Annotated in this window: 20 protein-coding genes; 4 read left to right on the forward strand and 16 right to left on the reverse strand. The window is 74.3% G+C overall.

Annotated features, from left to right (window positions below):
• Nucleotides 1-142: 142 nt before the first annotated feature.
• The 7 genes from K7I03_RS07910 to K7I03_RS07940 form a co-directional block, all read right to left on the reverse strand.
• A complete protein-coding gene (locus tag K7I03_RS07910) occupies nucleotides 143-1,015 on the reverse strand; it encodes a S1 family serine peptidase (RefSeq protein WP_185943317.1) in 873 nt (290 codons plus the stop codon).
• 179 nt (nucleotides 1,016-1,194) lie between these two features.
• Entirely contained in the window at nucleotides 1,195-2,745 is a 1,551-nt protein-coding gene (locus K7I03_RS07915) for an RNA polymerase sigma factor (RefSeq protein ID WP_185943318.1), read from the reverse strand.
• A 423-nt stretch (nucleotides 2,746-3,168) separates the two neighbouring features.
• A complete protein-coding gene (locus K7I03_RS07920) occupies nucleotides 3,169-4,107 on the reverse strand; it encodes a FadR/GntR family transcriptional regulator (RefSeq protein ID WP_274390170.1) in 939 nt (312 codons plus the stop codon).
• 264 nt (nucleotides 4,108-4,371) lie between these two features.
• A complete protein-coding gene (locus tag K7I03_RS07925) occupies nucleotides 4,372-6,165 on the reverse strand; it encodes an ABC transporter ATP-binding protein (RefSeq protein ID WP_185943320.1) in 1,794 nt (597 codons plus the stop codon).
• A gap of 162 nt (nucleotides 6,166-6,327) precedes the next feature.
• The gene (locus tag K7I03_RS07930) at nucleotides 6,328-7,089 is read right to left on the reverse strand and encodes an NUDIX hydrolase (protein WP_004949054.1); all 762 of its coding nucleotides are present in this window, start codon (nucleotides 7,087-7,089) and stop codon (nucleotides 6,328-6,330) included.
• A gap of 122 nt (nucleotides 7,090-7,211) precedes the next feature.
• Nucleotides 7,212-9,251, reverse strand: a complete 2,040-nt coding sequence (locus K7I03_RS07935; protein ID WP_398856779.1) for a glycogen debranching N-terminal domain-containing protein — start codon at nucleotides 9,249-9,251, stop codon at nucleotides 7,212-7,214.
• Between the two features lie 121 nt (nucleotides 9,252-9,372).
• Nucleotides 9,373-10,779, reverse strand: a complete 1,407-nt coding sequence (locus tag K7I03_RS07940; RefSeq protein WP_185943321.1) for a DUF4192 domain-containing protein — start codon at nucleotides 10,777-10,779, stop codon at nucleotides 9,373-9,375.
• 138 nt (nucleotides 10,780-10,917) lie between these two features.
• Between K7I03_RS07940 and K7I03_RS07945 the strand changes: the two genes are divergently transcribed.
• Entirely contained in the window at nucleotides 10,918-13,083 is a 2,166-nt protein-coding gene (locus tag K7I03_RS07945) for a RecQ family ATP-dependent DNA helicase (RefSeq protein ID WP_185943322.1), read from the forward strand.
• A 384-nt stretch (nucleotides 13,084-13,467) separates the two neighbouring features.
• Nucleotides 13,468-14,046, forward strand: a complete 579-nt coding sequence (locus K7I03_RS07950) for a hypothetical protein (protein ID WP_185943323.1) — start codon at nucleotides 13,468-13,470, stop codon at nucleotides 14,044-14,046.
• Nucleotides 14,047-14,112: 66 nt separating this feature from the next.
• Here the strand turns inward: K7I03_RS07950 and K7I03_RS07955 are convergent, their stop codons facing one another.
• The 5 genes from K7I03_RS07955 to abc-f form a co-directional block, all read right to left on the reverse strand.
• Nucleotides 14,113-14,694, reverse strand: coding sequence for a hypothetical protein (locus tag K7I03_RS07955; RefSeq protein ID WP_185943324.1), 582 nt, complete (start codon nucleotides 14,692-14,694; stop codon nucleotides 14,113-14,115).
• A 57-nt stretch (nucleotides 14,695-14,751) separates the two neighbouring features.
• Complete coding sequence (locus K7I03_RS07960) at nucleotides 14,752-15,480, reverse strand: ribonuclease HII (RefSeq protein ID WP_185943325.1); 729 nt, start codon at nucleotides 15,478-15,480, stop codon at nucleotides 14,752-14,754.
• 112 nt (nucleotides 15,481-15,592) lie between these two features.
• Nucleotides 15,593-16,489: an ADP-ribosylglycohydrolase family protein gene (locus tag K7I03_RS07965; RefSeq protein ID WP_185943326.1), complete on the reverse strand. Its 897-nt coding sequence runs from the start codon at nucleotides 16,487-16,489 to the stop codon at nucleotides 15,593-15,595.
• A gap of 11 nt (nucleotides 16,490-16,500) precedes the next feature.
• Nucleotides 16,501-17,160 (reverse strand): histidine phosphatase family protein, encoded by a 660-nt coding sequence (locus K7I03_RS07970; RefSeq protein ID WP_185943327.1) that lies wholly within the window; start codon nucleotides 17,158-17,160, stop codon nucleotides 16,501-16,503.
• A 46-nt stretch (nucleotides 17,161-17,206) separates the two neighbouring features.
• Nucleotides 17,207-18,823, reverse strand: a complete 1,617-nt coding sequence (abc-f, locus tag K7I03_RS07975) for a ribosomal protection-like ABC-F family protein (RefSeq protein ID WP_185943328.1) — start codon at nucleotides 18,821-18,823, stop codon at nucleotides 17,207-17,209.
• Between the two features lie 103 nt (nucleotides 18,824-18,926).
• Between abc-f and K7I03_RS07980 the strand changes: the two genes are divergently transcribed.
• On the forward strand, nucleotides 18,927-19,628 hold the full coding sequence (locus tag K7I03_RS07980; protein WP_221903069.1) for a TetR/AcrR family transcriptional regulator: 702 nt from the start codon (nucleotides 18,927-18,929) through the stop codon (nucleotides 19,626-19,628).
• Nucleotides 19,629-19,650: 22 nt separating this feature from the next.
• On the opposite strand, the gene K7I03_RS07985 is transcribed toward K7I03_RS07980, so the two are convergent.
• Together K7I03_RS07985 and K7I03_RS07990 are read right to left on the reverse strand one after the other, a co-directional pair.
• Entirely contained in the window at nucleotides 19,651-20,256 is a 606-nt protein-coding gene (locus K7I03_RS07985; protein ID WP_185943329.1) for a YdbC family protein, read from the reverse strand.
• A 136-nt stretch (nucleotides 20,257-20,392) separates the two neighbouring features.
• The gene (locus tag K7I03_RS07990; protein WP_224347404.1) at nucleotides 20,393-21,193 is read right to left on the reverse strand and encodes an MFS transporter; all 801 of its coding nucleotides are present in this window, start codon (nucleotides 21,191-21,193) and stop codon (nucleotides 20,393-20,395) included.
• Between the two features lie 47 nt (nucleotides 21,194-21,240).
• Here K7I03_RS07990 and K7I03_RS07995 point away from each other — a divergent pair, with 47 nt between their 5' ends.
• The gene (locus tag K7I03_RS07995; protein WP_224347758.1) at nucleotides 21,241-21,606 is read left to right on the forward strand and encodes a hypothetical protein; all 366 of its coding nucleotides are present in this window, start codon (nucleotides 21,241-21,243) and stop codon (nucleotides 21,604-21,606) included.
• A gap of 219 nt (nucleotides 21,607-21,825) precedes the next feature.
• Here K7I03_RS07995 and K7I03_RS08000 read toward each other — a convergent pair whose 3' ends face one another.
• A complete protein-coding gene (locus tag K7I03_RS08000) occupies nucleotides 21,826-24,696 on the reverse strand; it encodes a vitamin B12-dependent ribonucleotide reductase (RefSeq protein WP_185943330.1) in 2,871 nt (956 codons plus the stop codon).
• 118 nt (nucleotides 24,697-24,814) lie between these two features.
• Nucleotides 24,815-25,369: a transcriptional regulator NrdR gene (gene nrdR, locus K7I03_RS08005; RefSeq protein WP_185943331.1), complete on the reverse strand. Its 555-nt coding sequence runs from the start codon at nucleotides 25,367-25,369 to the stop codon at nucleotides 24,815-24,817.
• Between the last annotated feature and the right edge of the window lie 406 nt (nucleotides 25,370-25,775).

Consider the following 25,775-nt stretch of genomic DNA (forward strand, 5'->3'; position numbering starts at 1 on the left):
CCCGAGGACCGCTGAGTCCACCGCTGGAACGCTGGCACATCGCATCCACGACGAGCGAGGTCCGACCCCTGTGGGCTGGGCAGCGACGGGCGGCGCCCCCACCGGGGGCGGCCGCCCGTCCTCGTCGGGCCCGGGCCCGCTCTCACGAGGGGACCGCCGGGCGCGCGAGCTGTGCGGGCCCCTGAGGGCTGTGCGGCCTCGCGTCGACACTGTGTGCCGTGACCATCGCGGAAACGGCGGAGATGCGCGTATAGACCCCCGGACGGCCGGGCTGGGCGCATCCGCTTCCCCATGACACCAGCCCCACCAGCCGCCCGTCCGCCACCAGCGGCCCTCCGCTGTCGCCCTGGCAGGCGTCCTTCCCGCCCTCCGGCCAGCCGGCGCAGAGCATGGTCTTCCGGTCGTAGGCCCCCTCCAGCCCGCCCGGATACGCCTTCTCGCAGAGCTCGTCGGCGAGCACCAGCACCGAGGCGGCACGCAGCGTGTCCGAGTACGACCCGTTGCCCAGGGTGTCGCCCCAGCCGTACACCATGGCCGGCGTATTCGCCGCGTAGACCGCCTCGCCCTGCTGCGCCATCGCGATCGCACGGCCGTCGGGAAGCGGCTCCGCCAACGTGATGACCCCGACGTCCCCGGCGTTGGTCTCCGCGTTGAAGGCCGGGTTGACCCACGTCTCCTTCACGGCCAGCTCGGATCCGGCCTTCCCCTTCAGATCGTCGCGGCCGACGATGACCCGCAGGTCGGACGCCGCGCTCGGTTCCGTACCGAGCACCTCGCGGGTGAGGCAGTGGGCGGCGGTCACCACGGTGCTGCGCCCCACGACGACGCCGCCGCAGAACTGCCCTGAGCGCGTCGCGCCGAAGCGTTCGCGGCTCGCCAGGGCCACCACCCACGGCGCGTCCGCGGTCTTCACCTCCTGCCCGCCCACGACCAGCCGCTCATCGGCCGCCACCGGGTTCGGCGCCGCGAGCAGCAGCGCGAAGGCGGCGGTCAGCGAACAGCCGAGGGCACGCATACGGTCTCCTGACGCAGCGGATGCACTTGCCTTCCCAGAGTCAACCCCGGCACCGTCCGCCGCATCCGGAGTCCGCCGTCCGCCTCGTTCCGCCGGGCGACCGTCCGCCGCACCGGCCGAACGACGAGGGCCCGGCCCCTCCGAAGAGGAACCGGGCCCTGTGATCGGGAACCCGAGGATCAGTCCAGGTAGTCGCGCAGCACCTGCGAACGCGAGGGGTGGCGCAGCTTGGACATGGTCTTCGACTCGATCTGCCGGATGCGCTCACGCGTCACCCCGTAGACCTTGCCGATCTCGTCGAGCGTCTTCGGCTGACCGTCGGTGAGACCGAAGCGCATGGACACCACGCCGGCCTCACGCTCGCTGAGCGTGTCCAGAACCGAGTGCAGCTGCTCCTGCAGAAGCGTGAAGCTCACCGCGTCGGCGGGGACGACCGCCTCGGAGTCCTCGATGAGGTCACCGAACTCGCTGTCCCCGTCCTCACCCAGCGGGGTGTGGAGGGAGATCGGCTCACGGCCGTACTTCTGGACCTCGATGACCTTCTCGGGGGTCATGTCGAGCTCCTTGGCCAGCTCCTCCGGGGTGGGCTCACGGCCCAGGTCCTGGAGCATCTGGCGCTGCACGCGCGCGAGCTTGTTGATGACCTCGACCATGTGCACCGGGATGCGGATGGTGCGGGCCTGGTCGGCCATGGCTCGCGTGATCGCCTGGCGGATCCACCAGGTGGCGTAGGTCGAGAACTTGTAGCCCTTCGTGTAGTCGAACTTCTCGACCGCACGGATCAGACCGAGGTTGCCCTCCTGGATCAGGTCCAGGAAGAGCATGCCGCGGCCGGTGTAGCGCTTGGCCAGGGAGACCACGAGACGGAGGTTGGCCTCCAGCAGGTGGTTCTTGGCGCGCCGGCCGTCCTCGGCGATGATCTCCAGCTCACGCTTGAGCTTGGGGGCGAGCTTGTCCGCGTTGGCCAGCTTGTCCTCGGCGAACAGACCGGCCTCGATCCGCTTGGCGAGCTCCACCTCCTGCTCTGCGTTGAGGAGGGGCACCTTGCCGATCTGCTTGAGGTAGTCCTTGACCGGGTCGGCGGTGGCACCGGCCACCGCGACCTGCTGCGCCGGGGCGTCGTCCTCGTCCTCGTCGGACAGGACGAAGCCCTTGTTCTCGCCGGTCTCCTCCTCCTCGTCGACCTTGCCGGGGGTGGGGGTCTCGTCGACGAGCTCGTCCTCGAGGAGCTCGTCGGCGTCCTTCTTGGCGGTGGCCTTCTTGGCCGTCGTCTTCTTGGCGGTGGCCTTCTTCGCCACCGTCTTCTTGGCGGCCGTCTTCTTCGCGGCGGCCTTCTTGGCGGGCGTCACGGCCTCGTCACCCGCTTCGTCGCCGTAGCCCGCGGCGGACGTGGCGGCGGCCGTGGACGACGGGCGGGACGTGACCGTCTTGGACGAGACGGCCTTGGTGGCGGTGCGCTTCGCCGGGCTCTTCGCTGCGACGCTCTTGCGGGTGCGCTTGGGCGCCTCTGCCGCACTGACCATCAGCGTCACACCTTCCTCATCGAGGACCTGGTTGAGGCTGCGCAGAACGTTCTTCCACTGGGTTGGCGGAATCTGGTCAGCCTCGAAGGCCCGACGCACGTCGTCGCCGGCGATCTGCCCCTCGGCCTTTCCCTGCTCGATGAGCGCCATCAGAGACTCGGATTCGGCGATCTCCGGCGGGAGCGTACGGGATGTGCTGGCCGACACGAACAACCTCTCGGAACGATGGAAACGGCTTCCGGCTCCATCCGCTGGGGATCGGAGCCGACGACCGTCGGCAAGGATGAACCGACGGCGCGGGCGATAGTGCGGTAGCAACACAGCGCCTCGTTCGAGGCCTGTATTCCCTCCACGGCCACCACCTCTTAAGTCATCGCGCTGCCTCAGGGAGCGTTACGCCCAATCCCCGTGGCCCGAGTCACACCTCATAAGGGTGTGAGATACCACTGAACGGGACAGAACGATGCGCTCCTCCGCAGCTCGACCCAAGACCGGCGGCGCGTTTCCTCTCGCACGCGCCTGTACGGATCGCCCCGCGCGGTTCCGCGACTCCCCGCGCGGCCGTACGCGCGGGGCGGACGAACAGTCCCGCGCGCACCTTTCCTTGTCCGTACGGCCCGTTCCCGCGGATCAGTGCTCGCGCGGCGCGGGCACGGCCCGCTCGACCTCGGGGTGCGAGACGAGCAGCTGACGCATGGCGGATTCCGCGGCGGCCGCGTCACCCGCCCCGACGGCGTCGACGATCCGGAGGTGGTGGCCGACGCCCGCGTCGGTGGGGCGGTCGCACCCGCCGACCGAGGCGCCGGAGACGTGCAGGGCCGCCGAGACGATGCCCGACAGGTGCTCCAGCATGCGGTTGCCCGCGACCTGGAGCAGCAGGGTGTGGAACTCGGCGTCGGCCCGGGAGAAGGTGAGCGAGTCACCCTGGGCCAGGGCGTGCCCCATGATCTCCGCCATGTCGGCGAGGCGCTGCTGGACGTCTTCGCGGCCGTGCCCGGCGGCGAGCCGTGCGGCCAGCGGCTCGATGATCCAGCGGAGCTCGCAGAGCTCCCGGCGCTGGTCGTCGCGCTGGGGCCCGAAGGCCCGCCACTCGATGATGTCCGGGTCGAGCAGGTTCCAGTCGCTGACCGGACGGACCCTGGTGCCGACGTTGGGGCGGGCGCTGACCAGACCTTTGGCCTCGAGAACGCGCAGCGACTCCCGGACGACGGTGCGGGAGACTTCGAAGCGCTGGCCGATCTCCTCGGGGACGAGCGGCCGGTCGGCACCGAGATCGCCGGAGACGATCATCTGCCCCAGCTGCTGGACGAGCTGTCCATGCAGCCCCCGGCCGCGGCTGCCGGCCGCCCGGCGGCCGGCGCGGCCCAGCTCCGCGTCACCGTCCCAGGCGTGCGCGGAGCCGCGGTCGGCCCCGGGGGCCTCCGCGTAGGAGTAGCGGTCGAGCTCGCCCGGGCCCGTCAGGCCGGAGTCGGCGGGGCGAGCCGCGGTCATCATGGTGTGCGCAAGGGTACTCACGCTTCCTTTGTCGGCGACGGGCCGACAGGCCTTGAGGTCTTTGGTGAAAAGCACACGAAAGGGTGATCGCCCATTACCTCACAATTGACGTCCAAACGGACAGATTTGGGCACTCTTCGAGGTCGAGCGCGTACGGACAGCTATAGAGGGCCGGTTCCGGAGCGTGGCGTAGGACGTCTACCCACGGGTACCGGCGGACGCGGGGCCCTCCGATGACGTCCGCGTTCTCCGCGACCCCGGTCGGCCGCCCGCTACGCTCCGTGTCCGCCGCGACCGGCGGCCGACGAGCGCCGGGCCGGCGACGCCCTAGCACAGACCTCACCGCGGTCTCCCCCGGAACACCGTGAGGACATAGGCCCCGAGCAGCCCCGTCAGGGACAGCACGAGCGCCCAGCCGACGGGCTGGGACACCAGCCGCAGCGCCGTCGAGACGCCCTCGTCCATGCCGGCCGGCCACTGGAGCGGAGCCGAGGAGCGGAGCCGCCCCGGCAGTCCGGCCAGCGACCGGGCCGCGGGGCGGGCGAGCACGGCGTTCACGACCGGGACCACCAGCGTCGGGACCACCAGCACGGCGACGAGCCCCAGGAGAGTGGACCGGAACAGGCCCGCGCCCAGCAGCCCGGCCCACGCGCAGCCGAGGGCGAGGGCGATCCATCCGGCGAGGGCGCCGGGCCAGGCGTCGGGGAAGAGGGTCACCGACCGCCCGAAGAGGAGCCGCACCACCACGGCGTCCAGGACCACCGAGGAGAGGGCGAGCAGCAGCGCGGCGGCGGCCGTGACCGTGAGCTTGCCGCCGAGGAGCGCCAGCCGCCGGGGGACGCCCCCCGCGTCCGGCGCCAGCGCCGGGTAGCGGTACTCCTGCCCGAAGGCCAGCGCTCCCAGCACCCCCGCGCCGAGCGCGGCCGGGGGCAGCGGGAGCGGCGCGGGCCACCCGGCGAGCAGGCCGGGCTCCGGCGCCCCGGCCCGGGCCAGCAGGACCGAGGCGAGCAGGGAGAGCAGCAGAGTGGTGGCCACCACGACCCATCCGGTGCGTACTCCGGCGATGCGGTGCAGCTCGTAGCGCAGCGGCCAGGCCGGGCCGGGCGCCGGCAGGGGCGGCTGCACGCGGGAGAGCGGCCCCTCGGGCGCGTCGCGCCCGTGTGCGGCGGGTACGCCCGCCGGGGCGTCGGGGGCGGTCGCGGCATCGGCCGGGCGGCGGCCGTCGGCGCGCTGGAGCGGGGGGACGGGCCCGGCCTCGACCTCCTCGGCGAGCCGGTGCACGAGGATGCCGTGCCGGTACGCGGTCTCCCCCACGGCGGCACAGCTGCTGCCGTACACGGCGAGGGCGCTGCCGCCCTCATGGACGACCTCCACGGGCGGGGCCTCGGACGGCGGGCAGGCGGCCTCCGCCTCCGCGGAGATGATGTGCGCGAGCCGCGCCGCGGAGGGCGAGCGGACGGCGACCCGCGGCCGGAGGCGGGCCCGGGCGAAGACCGCGGTCTCCTGGTCGGCGACGAGGCGTCCGCGATGGATGGTGACGACCTGGTCGCCCACGCGTGCCGCCTCCCCCGGCGAGGACGAGGTGACGAGCACGGCCCCGCCCTGGGCCGCGTAGCCGCGGAGGAGGCCGTGCAGCCAGGAGGTCTCCCGGGGGGAGAGGCCGGCGGTCGGCTCGTCCAGGACGAGGGTGTGCGGGTCGCCGAGGAGGGCGGCGGCGATGCCCAGCCGGCGGTCCATGCCGCGGGAGAAGTCCCCGATGCGCTGGTCGGCCAGCCCGCTGAGGCCCACGACGTCGAGCACCTCGTCGGCCCGGGCGGCGGGCACTCCGGCGGCCGCGCTGAGCATGCGCAGGTGGCCGCGGGCCGTGCGGCCGGGGTGGCCCGGGACGTCCCCGAGGAGCACGCCGACCTCGCGCACGGGATGGGCGACGCGGTCGAGGCTGCGGCCGCGGAACAGGGCGACGCCGCGGCCCGGGTCGAGCCGCAGCATCAGACGCAGGGTGCTGGTCTTGCCGGCGCCGGCCTCCCCGAGCAGGACGGTCACGCGCCCGGGGCGGGCCTCGAAGGTCAGGTCGTCGACGACGGGGGGCCGGTTGCGGCGGGGGACGCTGGTCAGTCCGATGGCCTGGATCATGACTTCCCTCGCGGGGGCGTGAGACGGTCCCGCGCGGAAGGGGAAGGGCGGCGCGGGAGCACGGGACGTACCGCAGCACCGTAACCCGATATGTCCTATTTGCTACGCAGCGGGGCGGGCGGCGTGTCCCCTCCCGCGCCCCGGAGGTCGCGCGCGCCGGTGCTACGCCTCCGGGCGGAGCATGGGCGGGTTGAGGAGGGTGGCGCCGCCCGCGCGGAAGAGCTGTGCGGGACGCCCGCCCTGCCGGGTCGTCGTGCCGCCGGTGGGGACCAGGAAGCCGGGGGTGCCGGTGACCTTGCGGTGGAAGTTGCGGGGGTCGAGGGCGACGCCCCAGACGGCCTCGTAGACCCGGCGCAGCTCCCCGACGGTGAACTCCTGGGGGCAGAAGGCGGTCGCGAGGGACGAGTATTCGATTTTCGAGCGGGCGCGTTCGACCCCGTCGGCGAGGATGCGGGCGTGGTCGAAGGCCAGCGGCGCGGCCTGTTCGCCGTCCCGGGCGTGGCCGTCCTGGTCGAGCAGGTCCTCGACGGGGGCCCAGCGCACGCTGTGCGCGTCGCCGCCGGCGCGGGGGGCGGGCAGGTCGGGGGCGAGCGCCAGGTGCGCGACGCTGACGACGCGCATGCGGGGATCGCGCTTGGGGTCGCCATAGGTGGCGAGCTGTTCGAGGTGGGCCGCGTGGGCGGTGGCGGGGCAGGCGGGGTCGTGCAGAACGTGCAGCCCCGTCTCCTCGGCCAGCTCGCGGGCCGCGGCCGTCGCCAGGTCCTCGTCGGACCGGACGAATCCCCCGGGCAGCGCCCATCGGCCCTGGAAGGGCGGCTCTCCACGGCGCACCGCCAGCGCGCACAGGGAGTGCCGCCGCACGGTGAGCACGACCAGGTCGACGGTGACGGCGAAGGGCGGGAAGGCCGACGGGTCGTAGGGCATGACGCGATCATAGTCGTCTGCTTGACGATAAACAGGTTCTTGTCCCACGTGGGCCGCGGTGGAGAACACGGCCCCACGGGAGGCGCCACGGGGGCCCTCGACGGGAACGGCGCGCACGGAGCTCACACCCCCAGCTGCAGTCCGTCGGCGGCTTCCTCGACCATGCCCAGGCCGAGCCGGCTGACGCGTACGGCGAACGGCTGCTCGGCCACCCGCAGCCCGGTGAACCGCAGCGCCCCCAGGGGCGCCGAACCGGGCGGGCGGACCGTCACACCGCCCGCCGGGACGTCGGGCCGCACCCCGGCGAACGCCGTCAGCAGGTGGACGGCGCCCGCCGCCGCGACGGCCGCGGGACGGCAGGCCGCCGGATGCGGCAGCGGGGCGCTCCCGGCGGTGCGCTGCTCCCCCGCGTACATCTCCGGCAGCCGGTGGCCGAAGGTCTCGGCGGCGTCCAGTACGCCGCGGGCGAGGGAGCCCGCCTCCTTCTCGAAGCCGGCCGCGGCCAGGCCCGCGACGGCGACGGCCGTCTCGTGGACGCGCACGGCCCCGCCACGGTGACCGAAGGGGTTGTGCCCGCCTTCCCTGGCGCCCAGGCTGCGCAGGCCCCAGCCGGAGTCGAGGGCGGGGCTGCCCAGCAGCCGGGCCAGTTGCTCGGTGCGGGCCCGGTCCAGCAGGCCGGGGGCGTACTCGCCCTGGCCCAGCAGGCCGGTGTCGAGGAGGTGGGCGGCGGCGCAGCCCAGGTGCGGGACGGGTTCGCCGTCGGGCACCAGGGCGGCCACCGGCCGGCCGCCGCCGCGGTCGTCGGCCCAGAAGTCCTCGCGGAAGCGCCGCCTCAGACCGGCCGCCCAGGCGTGCCACTCGTCCGCTCCCGGGCGGCCGTGGGCGGCGAGGAGGTCGGCGCCCAGCAGGGCGGCGCGGTGGGCGTGGGCCTGCACCTCGCAGCGGTACGGGCCGCCGGGCACCGGGTCCGCCAGGTAGCCGCGGTCGTCGACGGCCGAGCGCAGCCAGGCCAGGCAGCGCTCGGCCGCCGGGAGCAGCGGCTCGATCTCCTGGGACGGCAGCCCCCAACGCCTCGCCTCCGCGAGGACGGTGGGGAACAGCAGGGTGGCCTCGATCCCGGTGCACCCGGGCGGGAGGTGCGCCCCGGTGTGCCGGAGGGCGCCGGGGATGCGGCCCCGTTCCGGCCCGGGGCCGGGGAGCTGGGTGCGGGCGAGGGTGCGCAGCGTCCCGGCGGCGAGCCGGACGCCGAGCGGGAGGGTCATCCGGGCGGCCCACAGGGCCTCGGCGGGGGCGAGGCCGCCGCAGCGCCAGGGGGCGCCGGCGGCGACGTGCACGTCCCCGGGGATCTTGGGGTCGCGGACGAGCAGGGCCCTGAGGTCGTCGAGGCTGCCGGCCAGCAGGGCGGCGGCCCGTGGGTCGTCGCCCTCCGCCTGGGCGTCGCCCCAGGGCGCCGCGGCGCGTGTCCGGGTGCGGGGGCCCTCGGGCGGGCGGGGCCTGCCGGGGACCTCGGGGCGGACGCGCAGTTCGACGCCGCGCGTGCCGCCGGGCGGCAGCCGTATCTCCCAGCAGAGCAGTCCGGCCGAGGCCAGGGCGTCGTCCGGCGGCGGGTCGGCGGTCACCACGGTGTGCAGGCCGGGTGCCGTCCAGCGGAGACCGGAACCGTGGACGGCGGCGGGCAGTTCGGGCGCCGCCGTGCCGTGGGCGATCAGGCCGAGGTCCGCGAGGTCCGTGCCGAGCGACATCTCGACCCGGAGCCGGGCCTCGCGCGGCGCCGCGCTGCGCAGGGTGACCCGCTCGACGCCCTCGGCGTCCCGGACCCGCTCCACCGTGACGGCGGGGTCGGGGCCCTCGTCCGCGGCGGTGCGGAGGCCGGCCACGAACCGCGCCCGTCCGGCGTCGACCAGCCGGCCCTGGAGGGGGACCGGCTCGGCCCCGTCCACCCGGAGCACGCAACGCGCCAGCAGGCGGCGGCCATTGCGGTAGAACCCGTCGAGGCCGTGGCCGGTGAGCTGCCCGTGCTCCTCCGAGATCGCGAGGGCGGGCAGGGCGACGCAGATCAGCGCCGTGTGCACCGGGCGCGGCCCCTGGGGGCGCGCGTCGCCGGGGCGCCGGGGCACGGCCGGACGGGGGGCGGGGTGGGCATGGGCGGCGGTGCCGTGCACGGGTCTGCGCTCCCTGGGAGGTCACGGGCCGGACGTCGGCCGGGGTCGGACGGGAAGGAGGGCCACACAGGTGAACGGCGGCGGCGCCGCCGAGGTCACGGCGGTGTGCGCGTGATCACCGTCACCGGCGGTCGCGGGTGGTGCGGCGGGCCGGTTGCCGCCGCGCCCGGGGCTTGCCCGCGGGCCCGCCGGCGGGTGTGTCGCCGATCGCCCGCTTCGGGCGCGTGGCGTCGTCGGCGGGTTTGCGCCGGCGTGCCCGCGGCACGGTCGCCTGCCCTCCGGAGGGCGCGGCGGACCGGGTCGCGTCCGTGTCCGTGTCCGTCTCCCCGGCGGGCGGCCGCGGGGCGTCGGCGGCGCGGGCGGCCTGGCAGACGGCGCGGTCCGCGCGCTCCCGTCGGAGGCAGTCGCGCAGGGTCTCCGGGTCCAGCCCTTCGTTGCAGGCGTGGTGGAGGAGTTGCGCGAAGAGGTAGTCGGGGTCGGCGGTCAGGGCGCGGCCGAGGGCGACCCTCGCCTCGGCCTGCTCGCCGCTGGACCAGGCCACCCAGCCGGCGAGGGTCAGCGGTGCGGCGGCGTGCTCGGTGTACGGCGGGACGCAGCGCCGGGCGAGGGCCCGCCAGAGGCGGAGCACCGCCTGGGTGCGCGGGCCTTCCATCCACTCGGCGGCGCGGTCCCGGGCGACGCGGTCCTGGAGGCCGAGGACGAGGGTGGCGGTCTCCTCGGCCGTCAGGAGCGCGTCGTCCCGGGCGTCGGACTCCGCGCCGTCCGCTCCGGCCGGGGTCTCGTGGAGGCGGTCGACCAGCCGTTCGGCCAGGTCCAGGGTCTCCTGGCGGGTCGTCCAGCATTCCCCGGCGATCACGCGCGGGAGCAGGCGGGAGGTGGCGGTGTCCAGGGCGCGGCGCTGTTCCTCGTGCCACCGGCCGGGGCGCGGACTCAGGCGGGCCTCCATCTCGCGCAGGGTCCCGCGCACGCGGATGCCCACGTAGGCGGCGGCCGCGGCCATGACCGTGGTGCCGGGCAGCGCCAGGGGCGTGCCCTCGGGCGGGCAGCAGCGGGGGTCGGAGCAGCAGTAGGACCAGAAGCGGCCGTCGGAGAGGCAGAGTGCCTCGACGACGGGCACGTCCAGGGCCCCGCAGGCGATCCGCAGACGCTGGGCGAGCGGGCGCAGCCGTTCCATCACGGCCGTGGACGTCTCGCCGTCCGCGGGGTCCTGGCAGAGGTAGAGGACGATGCCGTCGGGTCGGGTGCCGCGCTTGAGGCAGCCGGTGACGAGGGTCTCGGCGAGCTGGTCGGAGACGTCGGGCCAGTCGTCCGGCACGGGGATGCCCAGGCGGAGCCGGCCGCCGAAGCGTCTGCCCTCGCCGTGCAGGGCCATGAGGACGATGCTGTCGTTCGGGTGGAAGCCCAGCAGGTAGGGCAGCGCGTCGGCGAGCTCCGCCGGGCTGCGGAGGGTGACGTGCGTGGGAGCCGACGGCTCCCGGTCGGAGGCGGGCGGCCGCGGAGGGCCGGCCGATGCGTCGTGGTCGGTCATGCGCCGAGCGTCCCGCAGGGCGTTCCGGGCCCGCCAGCCCTGTGGACGCGCGGCAGATCATCGTACGAACACCTGTGGATATCGGCCGTCGACGGACCTCGGTCGCGCGATGTCAGTGGCCTCGTGTTGCATGGGTCCATGACCAACGAAGCCCTCCGTACCGCCGCCGACGCCGTCCTCGCCCGGCTGGTGGGTGATGCCACCGGCGGAGCCCGGTTGCGCGAGGACCAGTGGCGGGCGATCGAGGCGCTGGTCGCCGACCACCGCAGAGCCCTCGTCGTCCAGCGCACCGGCTGGGGCAAGTCGGCGGTGTACTTCGTCGCCACAGCCCTGCTGCGCGAGCGCGGCAGCGGTCCGACGGTGATCGTCTCCCCGCTGCTGGCGCTGATGCGCAACCAGGTGGAGGCGGCGGCGCGGGCCGGCATCCACGCCCGCACGATCAACTCGGCCAATCCGGAGGAGTGGGACACCATCCAGGCGGAGGTCGCCGCCGGCGAGGTGGATGTGCTCCTCGTGAGCCCCGAGCGCCTCAACAACCCCGATTTCCGGGACCAGGTGCTGCCCAAGCTGGCCGCCGCGACCGGGCTGCTGGTCGTCGACGAGGCGCACTGCATCTCCGACTGGGGCCACGACTTCCGCCCGGACTACCGGCGGCTGCGCACGATGCTGGCCGAACTGCCGCCCGGCGTCCCGGTGCTGGCGACGACCGCGACGGCCAACGCCCGGGTCACCGCCGACGTCGCCGAGCAGCTGGGGACGGGCGAGGGGGCGGAGCGGGCGCTGGTGCTGCGGGGGCCGCTCGACCGGGAGAGCCTGAGCCTCGGCGTCCTGCGCCTGCCGGACGCCGCGCACCGACTCGCCTGGCTCGCCGACCACTTGGACGAGCTGCCGGGTTCGGGCATCGTCTACACGCTGACCGTCGCGGCGGCGGAGGAGGTGACGGCGTTCCTGCGCCGGCGCGGGCACGTGGTGACCGCGTACACCGGCAAGACGGAGAACGCCGACCGGCAGCAGGCGGAGGAGGACCTGCTGGCCAACCGGGTGAAGGCCCTCGTCGCCACGTCCGCGCTCGGCATGGGCTTCGACAAGCCCGACCTCGGCTTCGTCGTCCACCTCGGCTCGCCCTCCTCCCCCATCGCCTACTACCAGCAGGTGGGCCGCGCGGGCCGCGGGGTCGAGCACGCGGAGGTGCTGCTGCTGCCGGGCCGGGAGGACGAGGCGATCTGGCAGTACTTCGCCTCGCTGGCGTTCCCGCCCGAGGAGCAGGTCCGGCGGACGCTGGACGTCCTGGCGGCGGCGGACCGGCCGCTGTCGCTGCCGGCCCTGGAGCCGCTGGTGGAGCTGCGCCGGTCGCGGCTGGAGACCATGCTCAAGGTCCTGGACGTGGACGGGGCCGTGCACCGGGTGCGCGGCGGCTGGACGGCGACCGGCCGGCCGTGGACGTACGACGCGGAACGCTACGCCTGGGTGGCCCGGCAGCGGAAGGCCGAGCAGGACGCCATGCGGGCCTACGCGACGACGGCGGAGTGCCGGATGGAGTTCCTGCGCCGTCAGCTGGACGACGAGCAGGCGGCGCCCTGCGGGCGCTGCGACAACTGCGCGGGGGCCCGGTTCTCCGCGGAGGTGTCCGGGCAGGCGCTCGACGCCTCGCGGGGTGAGCTGGGACGGCCCGGGGTCGAGGTGGAGCCCCGCCGGATGTGGCCGACCGGCATGCCGGCGGTGGGGGTGGACCTCAAGGGCCGTATCCCGGCGGGTGAACAGGCGGCTCCCGGGCGGGCGCTGGGGCGGCTCTCCGACATCGGGTGGGGCAACCGGCTGCGTCCGCTGCTGGCCGCACAGGCTCCGGACGGTCCCGTTCCGGACGATGTGGCGGGCGCCGTGGTGACGGTGCTCGCCGACTGGGCCAAGGGGCCGGGCGGTTGGGCCTCCGGCGCGCCGGACGCGCCGGACCGGCCGGTGGGCGTCGTGGTCGTGGACTCGCGCACCAGGCCGAAGTTGATCGGCTCGCTGGGCGAACACATCGCGGCGGTCGGCCGGATGCCGTTCCTGGGCACCGTCTCCTACCGCGCGGACGCGGAGGAGTCGCGGGTGCCGCGCACCAACAGCGCGCAGCGGCTGCGGGCGCTGGACGGGGCACTGACCGTTCCGCCGGAGCTCGCGGCACGGCTGGCGGAGGCGCGCGGTCCGGTCCTGCTCGTCGACGATCTGTCGGACACCGGCTGGACGCTGGCGGTGGCGGCGCGGCTGCTGCGCCGGGCGGGCGCGTCCCAGGTGTTCCCCTTGGTGCTGGCCGTACAGGGGTGATCGAGGAGGGGCGTGAATGCAGGGGTGACCGCGGCGGGGCGTGAGTGCAGGGGTGGCCAGGGAGAGACTTACGCGCAGGGGTGACCGGGGAGGGACGTACGCGCAGAGGTGACCAGGGGAGGAACGTACGCGCAGAGGTGGCCAGGGGGAGGAACGTCCGCGCAGAGGTGACCGGGGAGAGTGTGTGCGTGCCGGGGAAACGGAAGGAGTGCCGCCTGGTTCCGGCCGGTGACGTCAATTGATCGTTGCCGTGCGGCCGGTGGGGCCACGAGAATGGGACCGGCTCCCCGCTCCCGTCCCCCCCACGGCCCGCTGGGCTGCCGTCCGCTGTTCCTCGTTGCCGACGCCCGCGGCCGCCGCGGGCGCGCAGGCGAAGGGAGAGTCATGGCCTTCGGCCCGGTCCCGTCCCCGTCCCGGCTCGCCCCCGGGCGGCCGGTCCGCGTGGTGGAGCCCGCCGAGTGGGCCGCCGCCGGAATTCCCTTGCTGCGCAGCCCCCGTGAGGTCGTCACCGGGCTGCACGCCCGGCATCTGCCGACGCCGTGCACGGCCGTGATCGCCGTCCTCGATCCGGACGAACGACTGGTGGCCAGCGCGTCCTTCACCCGCCGGGCGGCGGTCCGGGACGGCTGGGAGCTGCGCAACGCGCTGCTGGCGCGACTGCGCCGGGTGATCCCGCACGACCTGCGCAGACGCTCGCCGGTGCGCACGGCGGTGCTGCTCTACTGCCGTGAGGGGGACGGCCGTTGGACCGTGGAGGACGGCGCGTGGATGTGGGCCTTGCGCGACGCCTGTGTGCTCCACGGGCTGCGCTGCGGGGCGTACATCACGCTGACGGGCGGCGGTTGGCGGATCCTCGGCGAGGGCAGGAGCGGGCGCAGTCCCCGCTCCGCCGAGCACCGCGCCGCGGCGGCCGGCTCCGTCCGTCCGGTGCCGGCGGCGCTGCGGCACGCCGCGGCCGGGTGACGCGCGCACGGGTCACCCGGCACCGGGCCCGTACGGCCGGTACCGGCGCCTCGGAGAGGCGCCGGGTCAGACGGCCGCCGACAGAACGGAGTTGACGCGGGCGCTGTCCCCGCAGACGACCAGCAGGGCACCGGCGCGGCCCAGGGCCGCGGGCAGCGCCTGCCGCACCGCCGCGTCGGAGCCGCCGTTGACGGCGACGACCACGACGGGGCGTCCCTTCACGCGGTCGGCGCCTGCGTCGGCGTAGAACACGTCGTCCGCGGCGTCGTGCTGGGCCCAGTAGGAGGCCTCGCCGAAGGACAGCTCGTGGGCGGCCCATGGGTGTGCCTCCCCGGTGGTGAGCACCAGGACGTCACCGGGCGCGCGGCCGCTGTCGAGCAGCAGGTCGACGGCCTCGTCGGCGGCGTCCAGGGCACCCTCCGCCGGAACGGGGATCAGCTGGACCTGGGGGGCGGCGGGTGCCGCCGGGGGCGGGGTGCGCGGGCCGGGGGGCGCGGGCACCGGGCGTGCGGCGCGGGGGCCGGGCCGGGGGGCCGGGCGGGGGCCGGGAACGGGGCGGGGGGTCGACGCGGTGCGGCCGGCGGCCGGAACAGCGCGGGGACCCGGGACACTCTCGTGAATCTGAGGCTCCTCGGGGATGAGAGGCATAGGTCGATGTCTATCAAACGCCGGTGCGAGTCGCATCGGCGGGTGGCACTTCCGCGGTCAGAACTCGAACCCGAGTTGACCGCCGGCTTCCAGAGCGGCCGTTCCGCGGCCCGCGGGACCCTCCGGGCCCCCGGCCGCGAGACGCGTCCGCTTCAGATGCTGCCACCGGGGCAGCGCGTCCAGATAGGCCCAGGACAGCCGGTGGTGCGGCGTGGGTCCCAACCGTTCCAGGGCGTCGCGGTGGACGGGCGAGGGGTACCCCGCGTTGTCGGGGAACCCGAAGTCCGCGTGGTCCGCGTCCAGTTCGGCCATCATCGCGTCCCGCCGCACCTTGGCGAGCACGGACGCGGCCGCGACGGCCACACAGGACTGGTCTCCCTTGACGACCGTGCGGACCCGCCACGGCTCGCCGAGGTAGTCGTGCTTGCCGTCGAGGATGACGGCGTCGGGCCGCACCGGGAGGCCGTCGAGGGCCCGCCCGGCCGCCAGCCGGAGCGCCGCCGTCATCCCCAGTTCGTCGATCTCCTCGGGGGAGGCGTGACCGAGGGCGTAGGCGGTGACCCACGACTCCAGCTGTCCGGCGAGCGCGCGGCGGCGCTTGGGGGTCAGCAGTTTGGAGTCGGTGAGCCCTTCCGGCGGGCGGCGCAGGCCGGTGACGGCCGCGCAGATGGTGACCGGTCCGGCCCAGGCGCCCCGGCCGACCTCGTCGACGCCGGCGACGATCTTGGCTCCGGTCGTCGCCCGGAGGGAGCGCTCGACGCTGTGGGTAGGCGGTTCGTAGGGCATGGCGCCAGCAAGGGTACGCCCCGGAGGCGGCCCGTGCCGCCCCGGCCCCCTCACTGCCCCCGCGCGGCGGGCGGCGGGCGGGCCGGGAGCGGCCGATCGGCCGGTCCGGCGGTCAGTCCGGGGCGGCCGGCAGCCAGCCGGGGAGGGCCTCGGTGGCCTCCCACCAGGCGGCGGGCGGCGCGCCGCGGCCGGCCGCCGCGATCACCCCGCCGACGATGGCGCAGGTGGTGTCGACGTCCCCGCCGACCGACGCCGTCGCCCAGAAACCGCCCGCGTAGTCGCCCAGATGGCGGGCCGCGGACCACAGGGCGAACGGCACGGTGTCGTGTGCGCTGGTCCGGCGCCCGCAGCCGAGCACGGCCGCGACCGTCGTCGCGTCGTCGTAGTCGAGCATGTCGCGCGCCCTGCGCAGCCCGGCGTGCACGGCGCTGCGCGGGACGAGGGCGATCACCTCGTCGAGCAGCCGCTCCCCGGTGACCGCCGTGCCGTCGGCCTCCGCCGCGACGGCCGCGGCGGCGGCCACGGCCATGGCGCCCGCCACCGCCTCGCGGTGCTGGTGGGTCGTGTAGGCCGAGATCTCCGCCTGGTGCGTGGCCTGCTCGGGGTCGCCCGCGTACCAGGCGCCGAGGGGGGCGATGCGCATGGCCGCGCCGTTGCCCCAGGAGCCCTGCCCCTTGAACAGGCCCGCCGCGAGCTCGCGCCAGTCGCCGCCCTCCCTGATCAGGCGGAGCATCCGGTTGACGGCCGGGCCGTAGCCGCGGTCGAAGTCGTGGTGGTCGGCGAAGGACCGGGCCAGGGCGTCCTGGTCGACGCGGCCGTGGGCGGCGAGGACCGCCACGACCGAGCAGGCCATCTCGGTGTCGTCGGTCCACTGCCAGGGGGCGGGCGGCGGCTCGCGGCGCTTGAGGGAGGGGTAGTGGGCGGGGACGAAGAACTGGGAGCCGAGGGCGTCGCCCACGGCCAGCCCGCGCAGGCTGGCGAGGGCCCGGGGGAATCGGTCAGCGGTCATCGCAGCGAACTCTAATCGGTGAAGCCGTACGATTCAGGGGTACACCAGCGCTCGAACGGCCGGTCCAGGTGGTACCGCCCGTCGGCGCCCAGGAGGAGCATCCGGCTCTCCCCGTTGCCCGGGTTCGACAGGCTCTCGAACTCCGCGACGGTCCAGTGCAGCCACCGCATGCAGAACAGCCGCATGGTCAGCCCGTGGGTGACCAGGAGGACGTTGGGCGGGTGCCGGGGGTCCTCGAAGCTGCGCCAGAGGCTCTCCAGGAAGCTGCCCACCCGGTCGTAGACGTCGGCCCCGGACTCCCCCTGGGCGAAGCGGTAGAAGAAGTGGCCGTAGGCGTCGCGGTACGCCTTCTGCCGGCGCACGTCCTCCCTGTCCTGCCAGTTCCCCCAGTCCTGCTCGCGCAGCCTGGGCTCCTCGCGGACCCGGACCCGGGCGGGGTCGAGCCCCAGCGCGTGGAAGGTCTGGTGGGCCCGGCGGTAGGGGGAGACGTAGGCGGAGACCCGCTCGTCCCCGAAGATCTCCCGCAGCCGGACCCCGGCCTCCCGCGCCTGCCGGCGGCCGAGGGCCGTCAGGGCGAGGGCGTGATCGGGCTCGCGTTCGTAGACCGTGTCGTCGATGTTGCCCTCCGACTCGCCGTGGCGGAGGAGGACGATGCGCCGGGGCCGTGCCATGACGCCACCCTATGGCGAGACACGGCGCGCGGGCGCCCGCGCCGGCTCACCGGGCGTCCAGCAGCCGGCCGTCCCGTATCTCGCAGCGCCGGCCGGTGAAGCGGTCCCGCAGGGTCCGGTCGTGGGAGACGACGACCAGGGCCCCGGTCCACCGGGCGAGCGCCTCCTCCAACTGCTCGACCAGGGCGAGCGCCAGGTGGTTGGTGGGCTCGTCGAGCAGCAGCAGGTCGGCGGGCCGGGCCAGCAGCCGGGCGAGGGCGAGCCGGCGGCGCTGGCCGTCCGAGAGGGAGCCCACCGCCACGTGCAGGTCGCGCTGCCGGAAGAGGCCGGTGGACAGCAGGGCCTCGCGCTGCTCGTCGGGCGTTCCGGGCAGGCCGCGCGCATAGGCGGTGAACAGCCGGTCGGCGGGCCGGCCCGCCGGAATCTCCTGCGGCAGGTGGGCGATCCGGCCGTGCCGGGTCACCGTCCCCGCGTCCGGTTCGGTCTCACCGGCGAGCACCCGCAACAGCGTGGACTTCCCGGCCCCGTTGGCGCCGGTCACCAGCAGCCGGCCGCCGGCCTCGACGCGGAGCGAGTCGACCCGCAGCCGGTCGCCGACCCGGACGCCGTCGAGGGCCGCCAGAAGTCCGTCCGCCTCCGCCCGTACCGGGCGGGCGGTGAAGCGCAGGGGCTCCGGCGGCCGGGGGACGGGGTCGGCCTGGAGTCTGCGCAGCCGCTCCCGCGCGTTGCGGACCCGGCCGGCGACCGACGCCTGGACCCGGCCCGCGGCCCGGTCGTACGCCATCTTGTTCCCGTCCTTCATGGCACGGCCGGGGGCGACGCGGCGGGCGGTGTCCGACGCCGCCTCGGCCAGCGCCTCCGTCTCGGCGCACCACCGCTCGTACTCCTGCTCCCAGCGGCGGCGGGCCGCCAGCCGTTCGGCGACGTAGCCGGCGTAGCCGCCGCCGTAGCGGACGACGGTGTGCCGGTCCGCGTCGACCTCCAGAACGGCGGTGGCGACCCGTTCGAGGAAGGCCCGGTCGTGCGAGATGACGACAACGGTGCCGCGGTGGGCGCGGAGGGTGTCCTCCAGCCAGGTGAGGGCCGTCTCGTCGAGGTGGTTGGTCGGTTCGTCCAGGAGCATGGTCTCGGGCGCGGCGGCGAGCAGGCAGGCCAGGCCGAGGCGGGCCCGCTGGCCGCCGGACAGCGTGTCCAGCCGCCGGTCGCGGCCGACGCCGGCCAGGCCGAGGGCGTGCAGCGCCTTGTCCACCCGGGCGTCCGCCTCGTAGCCGCCGCGCGCCTCGAAGACGGTGAGCAGCCGCCCGTACTCCTCCAGCGCCCCGGCGTCCCCGGCGCCCAGAGCGGGCTCCAGCTCGCGCAACGCGCGTTCGAGCGCCCGGAGCTCGGACAGCGCCTCGTCGACGGCGTCCGCCACCGTCCCGCCGGGCGGGAACCGGGGCGTCTGCGGGAGGTAGCCGATCCCGCCGTCCGCCTCGGCCACGACCGAGCCGTCGTCGGGCGGTTCGGCGCCCGCGAGGACCTTGAGGAGCGTGGACTTCCCCGCTCCGTTCTCACCGACGAGACCGACGCGTTCCCCCGGCCGCACGGTGACGGACACGCGCTCCAGCAGGGGCCGGTCGCCCCGGGACACGGTCACCTCACGCAAGGAAAGCTGAGCAGGCATGCGAATTCCCCCTTCGGCGGCGAACACCGCCAAACGCAACTTCGATGGCGTTACAATGCCACAGCATGGCACGACCCGCCACCTAATACAACTGGAGTTGCACTTGCCTGCGGATCAGCATGCTCCCGGGGCGCCGGCGCCGGCTTCGCCCCCCGGACAGTCCCCGACCGGACAGTCCCCGATCCCCGGCACCGTCCGGCCCGGCGGCCGCACCGCGCGCACCCGCGCCGCCGTCCGGGACGCCGTGCTCACCGGCCTGGTCGAACACGGCTATCCGGGCCTCACCGTCGAGTACGTCGCCGAGCGGTCGGGCGTCCACAAGACCACGCTCTACCGGCGCTGGGGCGGTGTGGAGGGCATGCTCGCGGACGCCCTCGACCTCGCGGGCGAGGACACCTGGACGCCGCCCGACACCGGTTCCCTCGACGGCGACCTGCGCGCCCTCGCCCAGGAGATCCTGGACACCTTCACCGACCCGGGGACGGCGGCGGCCCCGGCCGCCTTCATCGCCGCCGCGTTCCAGTCGGACCGTGCCGCGCAGGCCCTCCGCGGCTTCTACGACGAGCGCTTCCGGCGCTGCGCCCCGCTCGTCGCACGCGCCGCGGACCGCGGCGAGGTCCCGGCCGGCACCGATCCCGGGGCGCTCGCCCGGGCGGTCAGCGCTCCCCTCTTCCTCCGCCTCTTCATCACCCGGGAGCCCGTGGACACGGCCGCCGCGGACCAGGCCGCGGCAGCGGCCCTCGCCGCCGCCCGGGCGGGCGTGTACGCCGCCACCCCGGACACCACGGACGGACGGACGGCGTGACCCCCCGGGCGAGCGACCCCCGTCACACGGTCCAGGACGCCTCCACCCCGACGACGTCACCGTCGACGGCCTCCACGTCCGCCTCCATCTGAGCGCGCAGCGCCAGCCGTTCCACGCGCTCCGCGCGGTACTTCCCGTGCTCGGCCTCGGAGTTCCACATCGAGAGGATCAGGAACTCCGGGCCCGGCGCGGCGCCGAGCATGCCGCGCAGCATTCCGGGCGAGCCGGCCATCGCCGGGTTCCACACCTTCTCCTGCACGGTGCGGAAGTGCTCCTCCCGCTCCTCCCGGACCCGGCAGTGCGCGATCCGCACCACGTCCGCGTCCGTGAACTCCGGGCGGAATCCCACCTTCACGTCCAGGCGGTGCTCGAACAACCGCACCCGGACGTCCTTGTACGTGCCCGCCTGGGCCACCGCCAGTCTGTCGTGCGATCGCGCCATGAAGGAGTCGTAGAACGCCCTGCTCTCCCAGAAGGAGAAGAGGTGCACCACGTCGGGACGGCTCCGGCTCCACCCGCCGCCCTGGCTCAGGAATCCCGGCTCCCCCAGCAGCCCCGCCCACTTCCGCTGCGCCCGGTCGAAGCCCCGGCGGTCCACCACGACGCAGCGAATCCACTTGATCAGCACCGGGTCATCGTACGGCGCCCGAAGTGGCCCGCGTCACGCCGCGAATGAGCCCCGGCGGGCGTCCGCCCGGCGCACCAATGCCGGTCCGCGCCCCTCCGCGCGACTCGGCCCCCGGCGTCAACTCCCGTCCCCGCCCTCACCGTTCATCGACGGCGCCACCGGGCCGATCCCCCGGCCCCGCCGCCCTCTCTCGCGACTCCGCATCCGCCCGCTGCACCACGTCCCGTAGACACCCGGGCGACGCGAATGCGCCGATAGCGAGAGGCCGCCCCCTCCGCCGAACGGAGCGCGCCCCGCGCGGCGAAGGAGCGCGCGGCGAGGGAGCGCGCGGCGAGGGAGCGCGCGGCGCTTCCTGGCGTACGGCCTCCGCCTGGGCACCTTCTCGGCACATTCCACCGGGTGTGAGGTCAACTCGCCGTGCGCCGGGTGTCGTCCGTCGACCGCGCTCCTTCCGTCCGACCGGTGACAACACGGCCTTCCGGCCCGGGGCCGAACCACCGGCCGACCCTGGGCCGTACAACCCGACGGCGAGGGCGACGGCCGCGAGAGCGGCGGCGTGCCGCAACAGGAGGGTGGCGCCGGACGCCTCCACGACGGCTCCACCGAGGAAGGCTCCCAGAGCGATGGCGGCGGTGAAGACACCGACGTACAGCCCGGTGACGCGTTCGACCCGGTCCGGCGCGGAGCGGGTCATCCAGATCTGGCCGGCCACCGACAGACCGCCGTAGGCCAGGCCCCACAGGACGATTCCGACGCCGGCCGCGCCACCGACGCCGCCGAACAGCGCGAGCAGCGCGACCGCCGCGCCGATGCCGAGGGCGAGCGCCAGGACCGTGGCCCGGGCACGGCGCGCCGCCGAGGCACCGGCGGCGAAATTGCCGGCCAGCCCGAAGGCGCCGTAGACGAGCAGGAGCGGCGCGACGGTACCGGATGGCAGACCGGCGCGTTCCTCAAGGACAAGCCGGACGACGTATAGGCGGCGAAGTGGGCGATGAGGAGGAGGACGATCACCGTCAGGCCGACGGTCACCGAGGGGACGCGCAGCAGCGGCCGGTGGACGGCCCGGTCGTCCGCGTCCACCGGCGCGGCCGGGCGCGGCAAACGGGGCAGCGCCACCAGCAGCCCGGCGCCGAGGAGCACGGCGGCGGCGGACAGCGACGCGAACGAGGCCCGCCACCCAAAGGCGTCACCGACGAACGCGCCCAGGGGAACACCGGAGACGGAGGCGGCGGAGACCCCGTCCGCGTCGTCGCGCAACAGGGCGATGACCACGAGCGTCAGCACGCTGAGGGCCACATACCCCCCGACGAGCACTTCACGGTGCGGAACGCCTTCCGGCTGACGGGATGACGAAGGTCTGCCTCCGGTACGGGGCCGGGCTGCTGCTTGTCCATGCCCACCATCGTCTTCGCGGGCACCGGTGCCCCAGCAGTGAGATCGCCCCTTGTTCGCCCATGACATTTGTCATCGCGCGCCCGGCGCACCTCCGCCGGGGGGGGAACGCCGGAGGGGACCGGCCGCGTGGCCGGTCCCCTCCGTCTGACTAGACGTCAGCTGTCACACCCGGTGTCAGCTGCAGCCGCTCGTCGAGCCGCAGCCCTCGCACAGGTAGCAGCTGCCCGCGCGGCGCATCTTGGTGCCGCAGGAGAAGCAGAGCGGGGCGTCCGCGTTCAGGCCGAGCTGCATCTCCATCAGTTCGGTGGAGTTGTGCGGCTGCTTCGGCGCCGGGACGGCGGCCGCGGCGGGGGCGGCCTCCGCCTTCGGGGCCTCCACCTGGCGCGGGGCGGACTGGGCCAGGCCCTCGACGTCCATGTCCTCGTCGGCCGGCTCGTAGGAGCCGGTGTCGAGGTGGCGCTGGCGCTCCTCGGCCGAGTGGATGCCGAGCGCCGAGCGGGTCTCGAACGGCAGGAAGTCCAGCGCCAGGCGGCGGAAGATGTAGTCGACGATCGACTGCGCCATCCGCACGTCCGGGTCGTCCGTCATGCCGGCCGGCTCGAAGCGCATGTTGGTGAACTTCGAGACGTAGGTCTCCAGCGGCACGCCGTACTGGAGGCCGACGGAGACGGCGATGGAGAAGGCGTCCATCATGCCCGCGAGGGTCGAGCCCTGCTTGGACATCTTGAGGAAGACCTCGCCCAGGCCGTCGTCCGGGTAGGAGTTGGCCGTCATGTAGCCCTCGGCGCCGCCGACCGTGAAGGAGGTGGTGATCCCCGGGCGGCCCTTCGGGAGGCGCTTGCGGACCGGGCGGTACTCGACGACCTTCTCGGCCACCGCGGGAACGACCTCGGCCTTCTTCTCCTCCTCCTTCTTCTTGGCGGAGAGCGGCTGGCCGACCTTGCAGTTGTCGCGGTAGATCGCGAGGGCCTTCAGGCCCATCTTCCAGCCCTCGAAGTAGACCTCCTCGACCTCCTCGACGGTGGCCGTCTCGGGCAGGTTGACGGTCTTGGAGATCGCGCCGGAGAGGAACGGCTGCGCGGCGGCCATCATGCGCACGTGACCCATGGCGGAGATCGCGCGCTCGCCCATGGCGCAGTCGAAGACCTCGTAGTGCTCGGCCTTCAGGCCCGGGGCGTCGATGACATTGCCGTGCTCGGCGATGTGGGCGACGATCGCCTCGACCTGCTCGGGCAGGTAGCCGAGGCGCTTGAGGGCCTTGGGGACCGTGTTGTTCACGATCTGCATCGAGCCGCCGCCGACGAGCTTCTTGAACTTGACCAGGGCCAGGTCCGGCTCGACGCCCGTGGTGTCGCAGTCCATCATGAGGCCGATGGTGCCGGTGGGGGCCAGCACGGACGCCTGGGCGTTGCGGAAGCCGTTCTTCTCGCCGAGGCGGATCACGTCCTGCCAGGCCTCGGTGGCCGCGGCCCAGACCGGGGTGTCCAGGTCGTCCATGCGGGTGGCGACCGCGTTGGCGTCCGCGTGCTGCTTCATGACGCGCTGGTGGGCGTCGGCGTTGCGGGCGTAGCCGTCGTACGGGCCGACGATCGCGGCCAGCTCGGCGGAGCGGCGGTAGGAGGTGCCGGTCATCAGCGAGGTGATGGCGCCGGCCAGGGCGCGGCCGCCGTCGCTGTCGTAGGCGTGGCCGGTGGCCATCAGCAGGGCGCCGAGGTTGGCGTAGCCGATGCCCAGCTGGCGGAAGGCGCGGGTGGTCTCGCCGATCTTCTCGGTCGGGAAGTCGGCGAAGCAGATGGAGATGTCCATCGCCGTGATGACCAGCTCGACGACCTTGGCGAAGCGCTCGGCGTCGAACGACTGGTTGCCCTGGTCGTCGTCGCGGAGGAACTTCATCAGGTTCAGCGAGGCGAGGTTGCACGAGGAGTTGTCCAGGTGCATGTACTCGCTGCACGGGTTGGACGCGGTGATGCGGCCCGACTCCGGCGAGGTGTGCCAGTGGTTGATGGTGTCGTCGTACTGGATGCCCGGGTCGGCGCAGGCCCAGGCGGCCTCGGCCATCTTGCGGAACAGCGCCTTGGCGTCGACCTCCTCGATGACCTCACCGGTCAGGCGGGAGCGCAGGCCGAACTTCGACGCGGTCTCGACGGCCTTCATGAACTCGTCGTTGACGCGGACGGAGTTGTTGGCGTTCTGGTACTGGACGGAGGTGATGTCGTCGCCGCCCAGGTCCATGTCGAACCCGGCGTCGCGCAGGGCGCGGACCTTCTCCTCCTCCTTCACCTTGGTGTCGATGAAGGCCTCGACGTCCGGGTGGTCGACGTCGAGGACGACCATCTTGGCCGCGCGGCGGGTGGCGCCACCGGACTTGATGGTGCCGGCGGAGGCGTCGGCGCCGCGCATGAACGACACCGGGCCGGAGGCGTTGCCGCCGGAGGAGAGGAGCTCCTTGGAGGAGCGGATGCGGGAGAGGTTCAGGCCGGCGCCGGAGCCGCCCTTGAAGATCATGCCCTCTTCCTTGTACCAGTCGAGGATCGACTCCATGGAGTCGTCGACGGAGAGGATGAAGCAGGCGGAGACCTGCTGCGGCTGGGCGGTGCCGACGTTGAACCAGACCGGCGAGTTGAAGCTGAACACCTGGTGGAGCAGGGCGTAGGTCAGCTCGTGCTCGAAGATCTCGGCGTCCGCGGGGGACGCGAAGTACCCGTGCTCCTCACCGGCCTTGCGGTAGGTGAGCACCACGCGGTCGATGAGCTGCCGGAGGCTCGCCTCGCGCTCGGGGGAGCCGACCGCGCCGCGGAAGTACTTGCTCGTGACGATGTTGACCGCGTTCACCGACCAGAAGTCGGGGAACTCGACGCCGCGCTGCTCGAAGTTGATGGAGCCGTCGCGCCAGTTGGTCATGACGACGTCACGACGCTCCCAGACCACCTCGTCGTAGGGGTGCACGCCGGGGGTGGTGTGGATGCGTTCGATGCGCAGGCCCTTGCCGCCCTTGTTCCCCTTGGAGCGGGAACCTCGTGCCGGGCCGCTCGTCGTCTCTGTCATGCCACGCCTCCCTCTACCGGGCGAAAACGCCCTTGTGCGCACATTTCTTCCATGGCGCGATGTGTGTCGTTCGCCCGGGTGCGCGGGAGCGCACCGGGCAGGTCTCGTATGGGGCCGCTCAGTCGGCGGCCGTGGCGGGCGCGGGGACGCCGACGTCCCCGCCGCGACCGCCGGCGTCCTTCGCGGGGCCGTCCCGGCCCTCCTGGCCGGCGCCGTCGGGGGCGCCGGGAATGCCGCCGCGCAGCTCGGCGACGGCCGCCTCGAAGTCCTCGAGCGAGTCGAACGCCTGGTACACGGACGCGAACCGCAGGTATGCCACGAGGTCGAGGTCCTTGAGCGGACCGAGTATGGCGAGGCCGACGTCGTGCGTGGTGAGCTCAGCGCTGCCGGTGGCGCGCACGGCCTCCTCGACCCGCTGGCCGAGCTTGGCCAGGGCGTCCTCGGTGACGGGGCGGCCCTGGCACGCCTTCCGCACCCCGGAGATCACCTTGGTGCGGCTGAACGGCTCGGTCACACCGCTCCGCTTGATCACCATCAGGGACGCGGTCTCGACCGTCGTGAACCTACGGGAGCAGTCGGGGCACTGGCGGCGCCTGCGGATCGAGCAGCCGTCGTCCGTGGTCCGGCTGTCGACGACTCTGCTGTCGGGGTGCCTGCAGAAGGGGCAGTGCATGGCTCTCCACCTTCCTTCACCCTCGACGAGAACCCCGGGAGACCCGGGGGACGTGCACGATCCACGGCTCCGGCCGGCCCTGGCGACAGGGCCCCGCGAAGCAGCCCCAAGCATAGGCGATGGCCATGGGTGGGGATGACCGGGATCGGCCACCGACCACAACTTGTGGGCGACTGACGCCATCAAACCACTAGATCTGGTGTCCGGTCGCCAAGCGGGCCCAGCGCGTGTCGCGGCGCGCGGCCTGGGGCGAGGGCCGGAAAAGGGCCTCCGGAGGGGCGTCGGCGGGCCGCCTGGGGGCCGTCGGACCACGGCGGACGGAGTGGGGCGCGCGGCGCGGCGCGAGGCTCCTGGAGGGCCGTCCGCGAGGTCGGCCGGAGGCGCTCGGACTGCCGTCCGCGAGGTC

The organism is Streptomyces mobaraensis, from assembly GCF_020099395.1.
Taxonomy (GTDB): Bacteria; Actinomycetota; Actinomycetes; order Streptomycetales; family Streptomycetaceae; genus Streptomyces.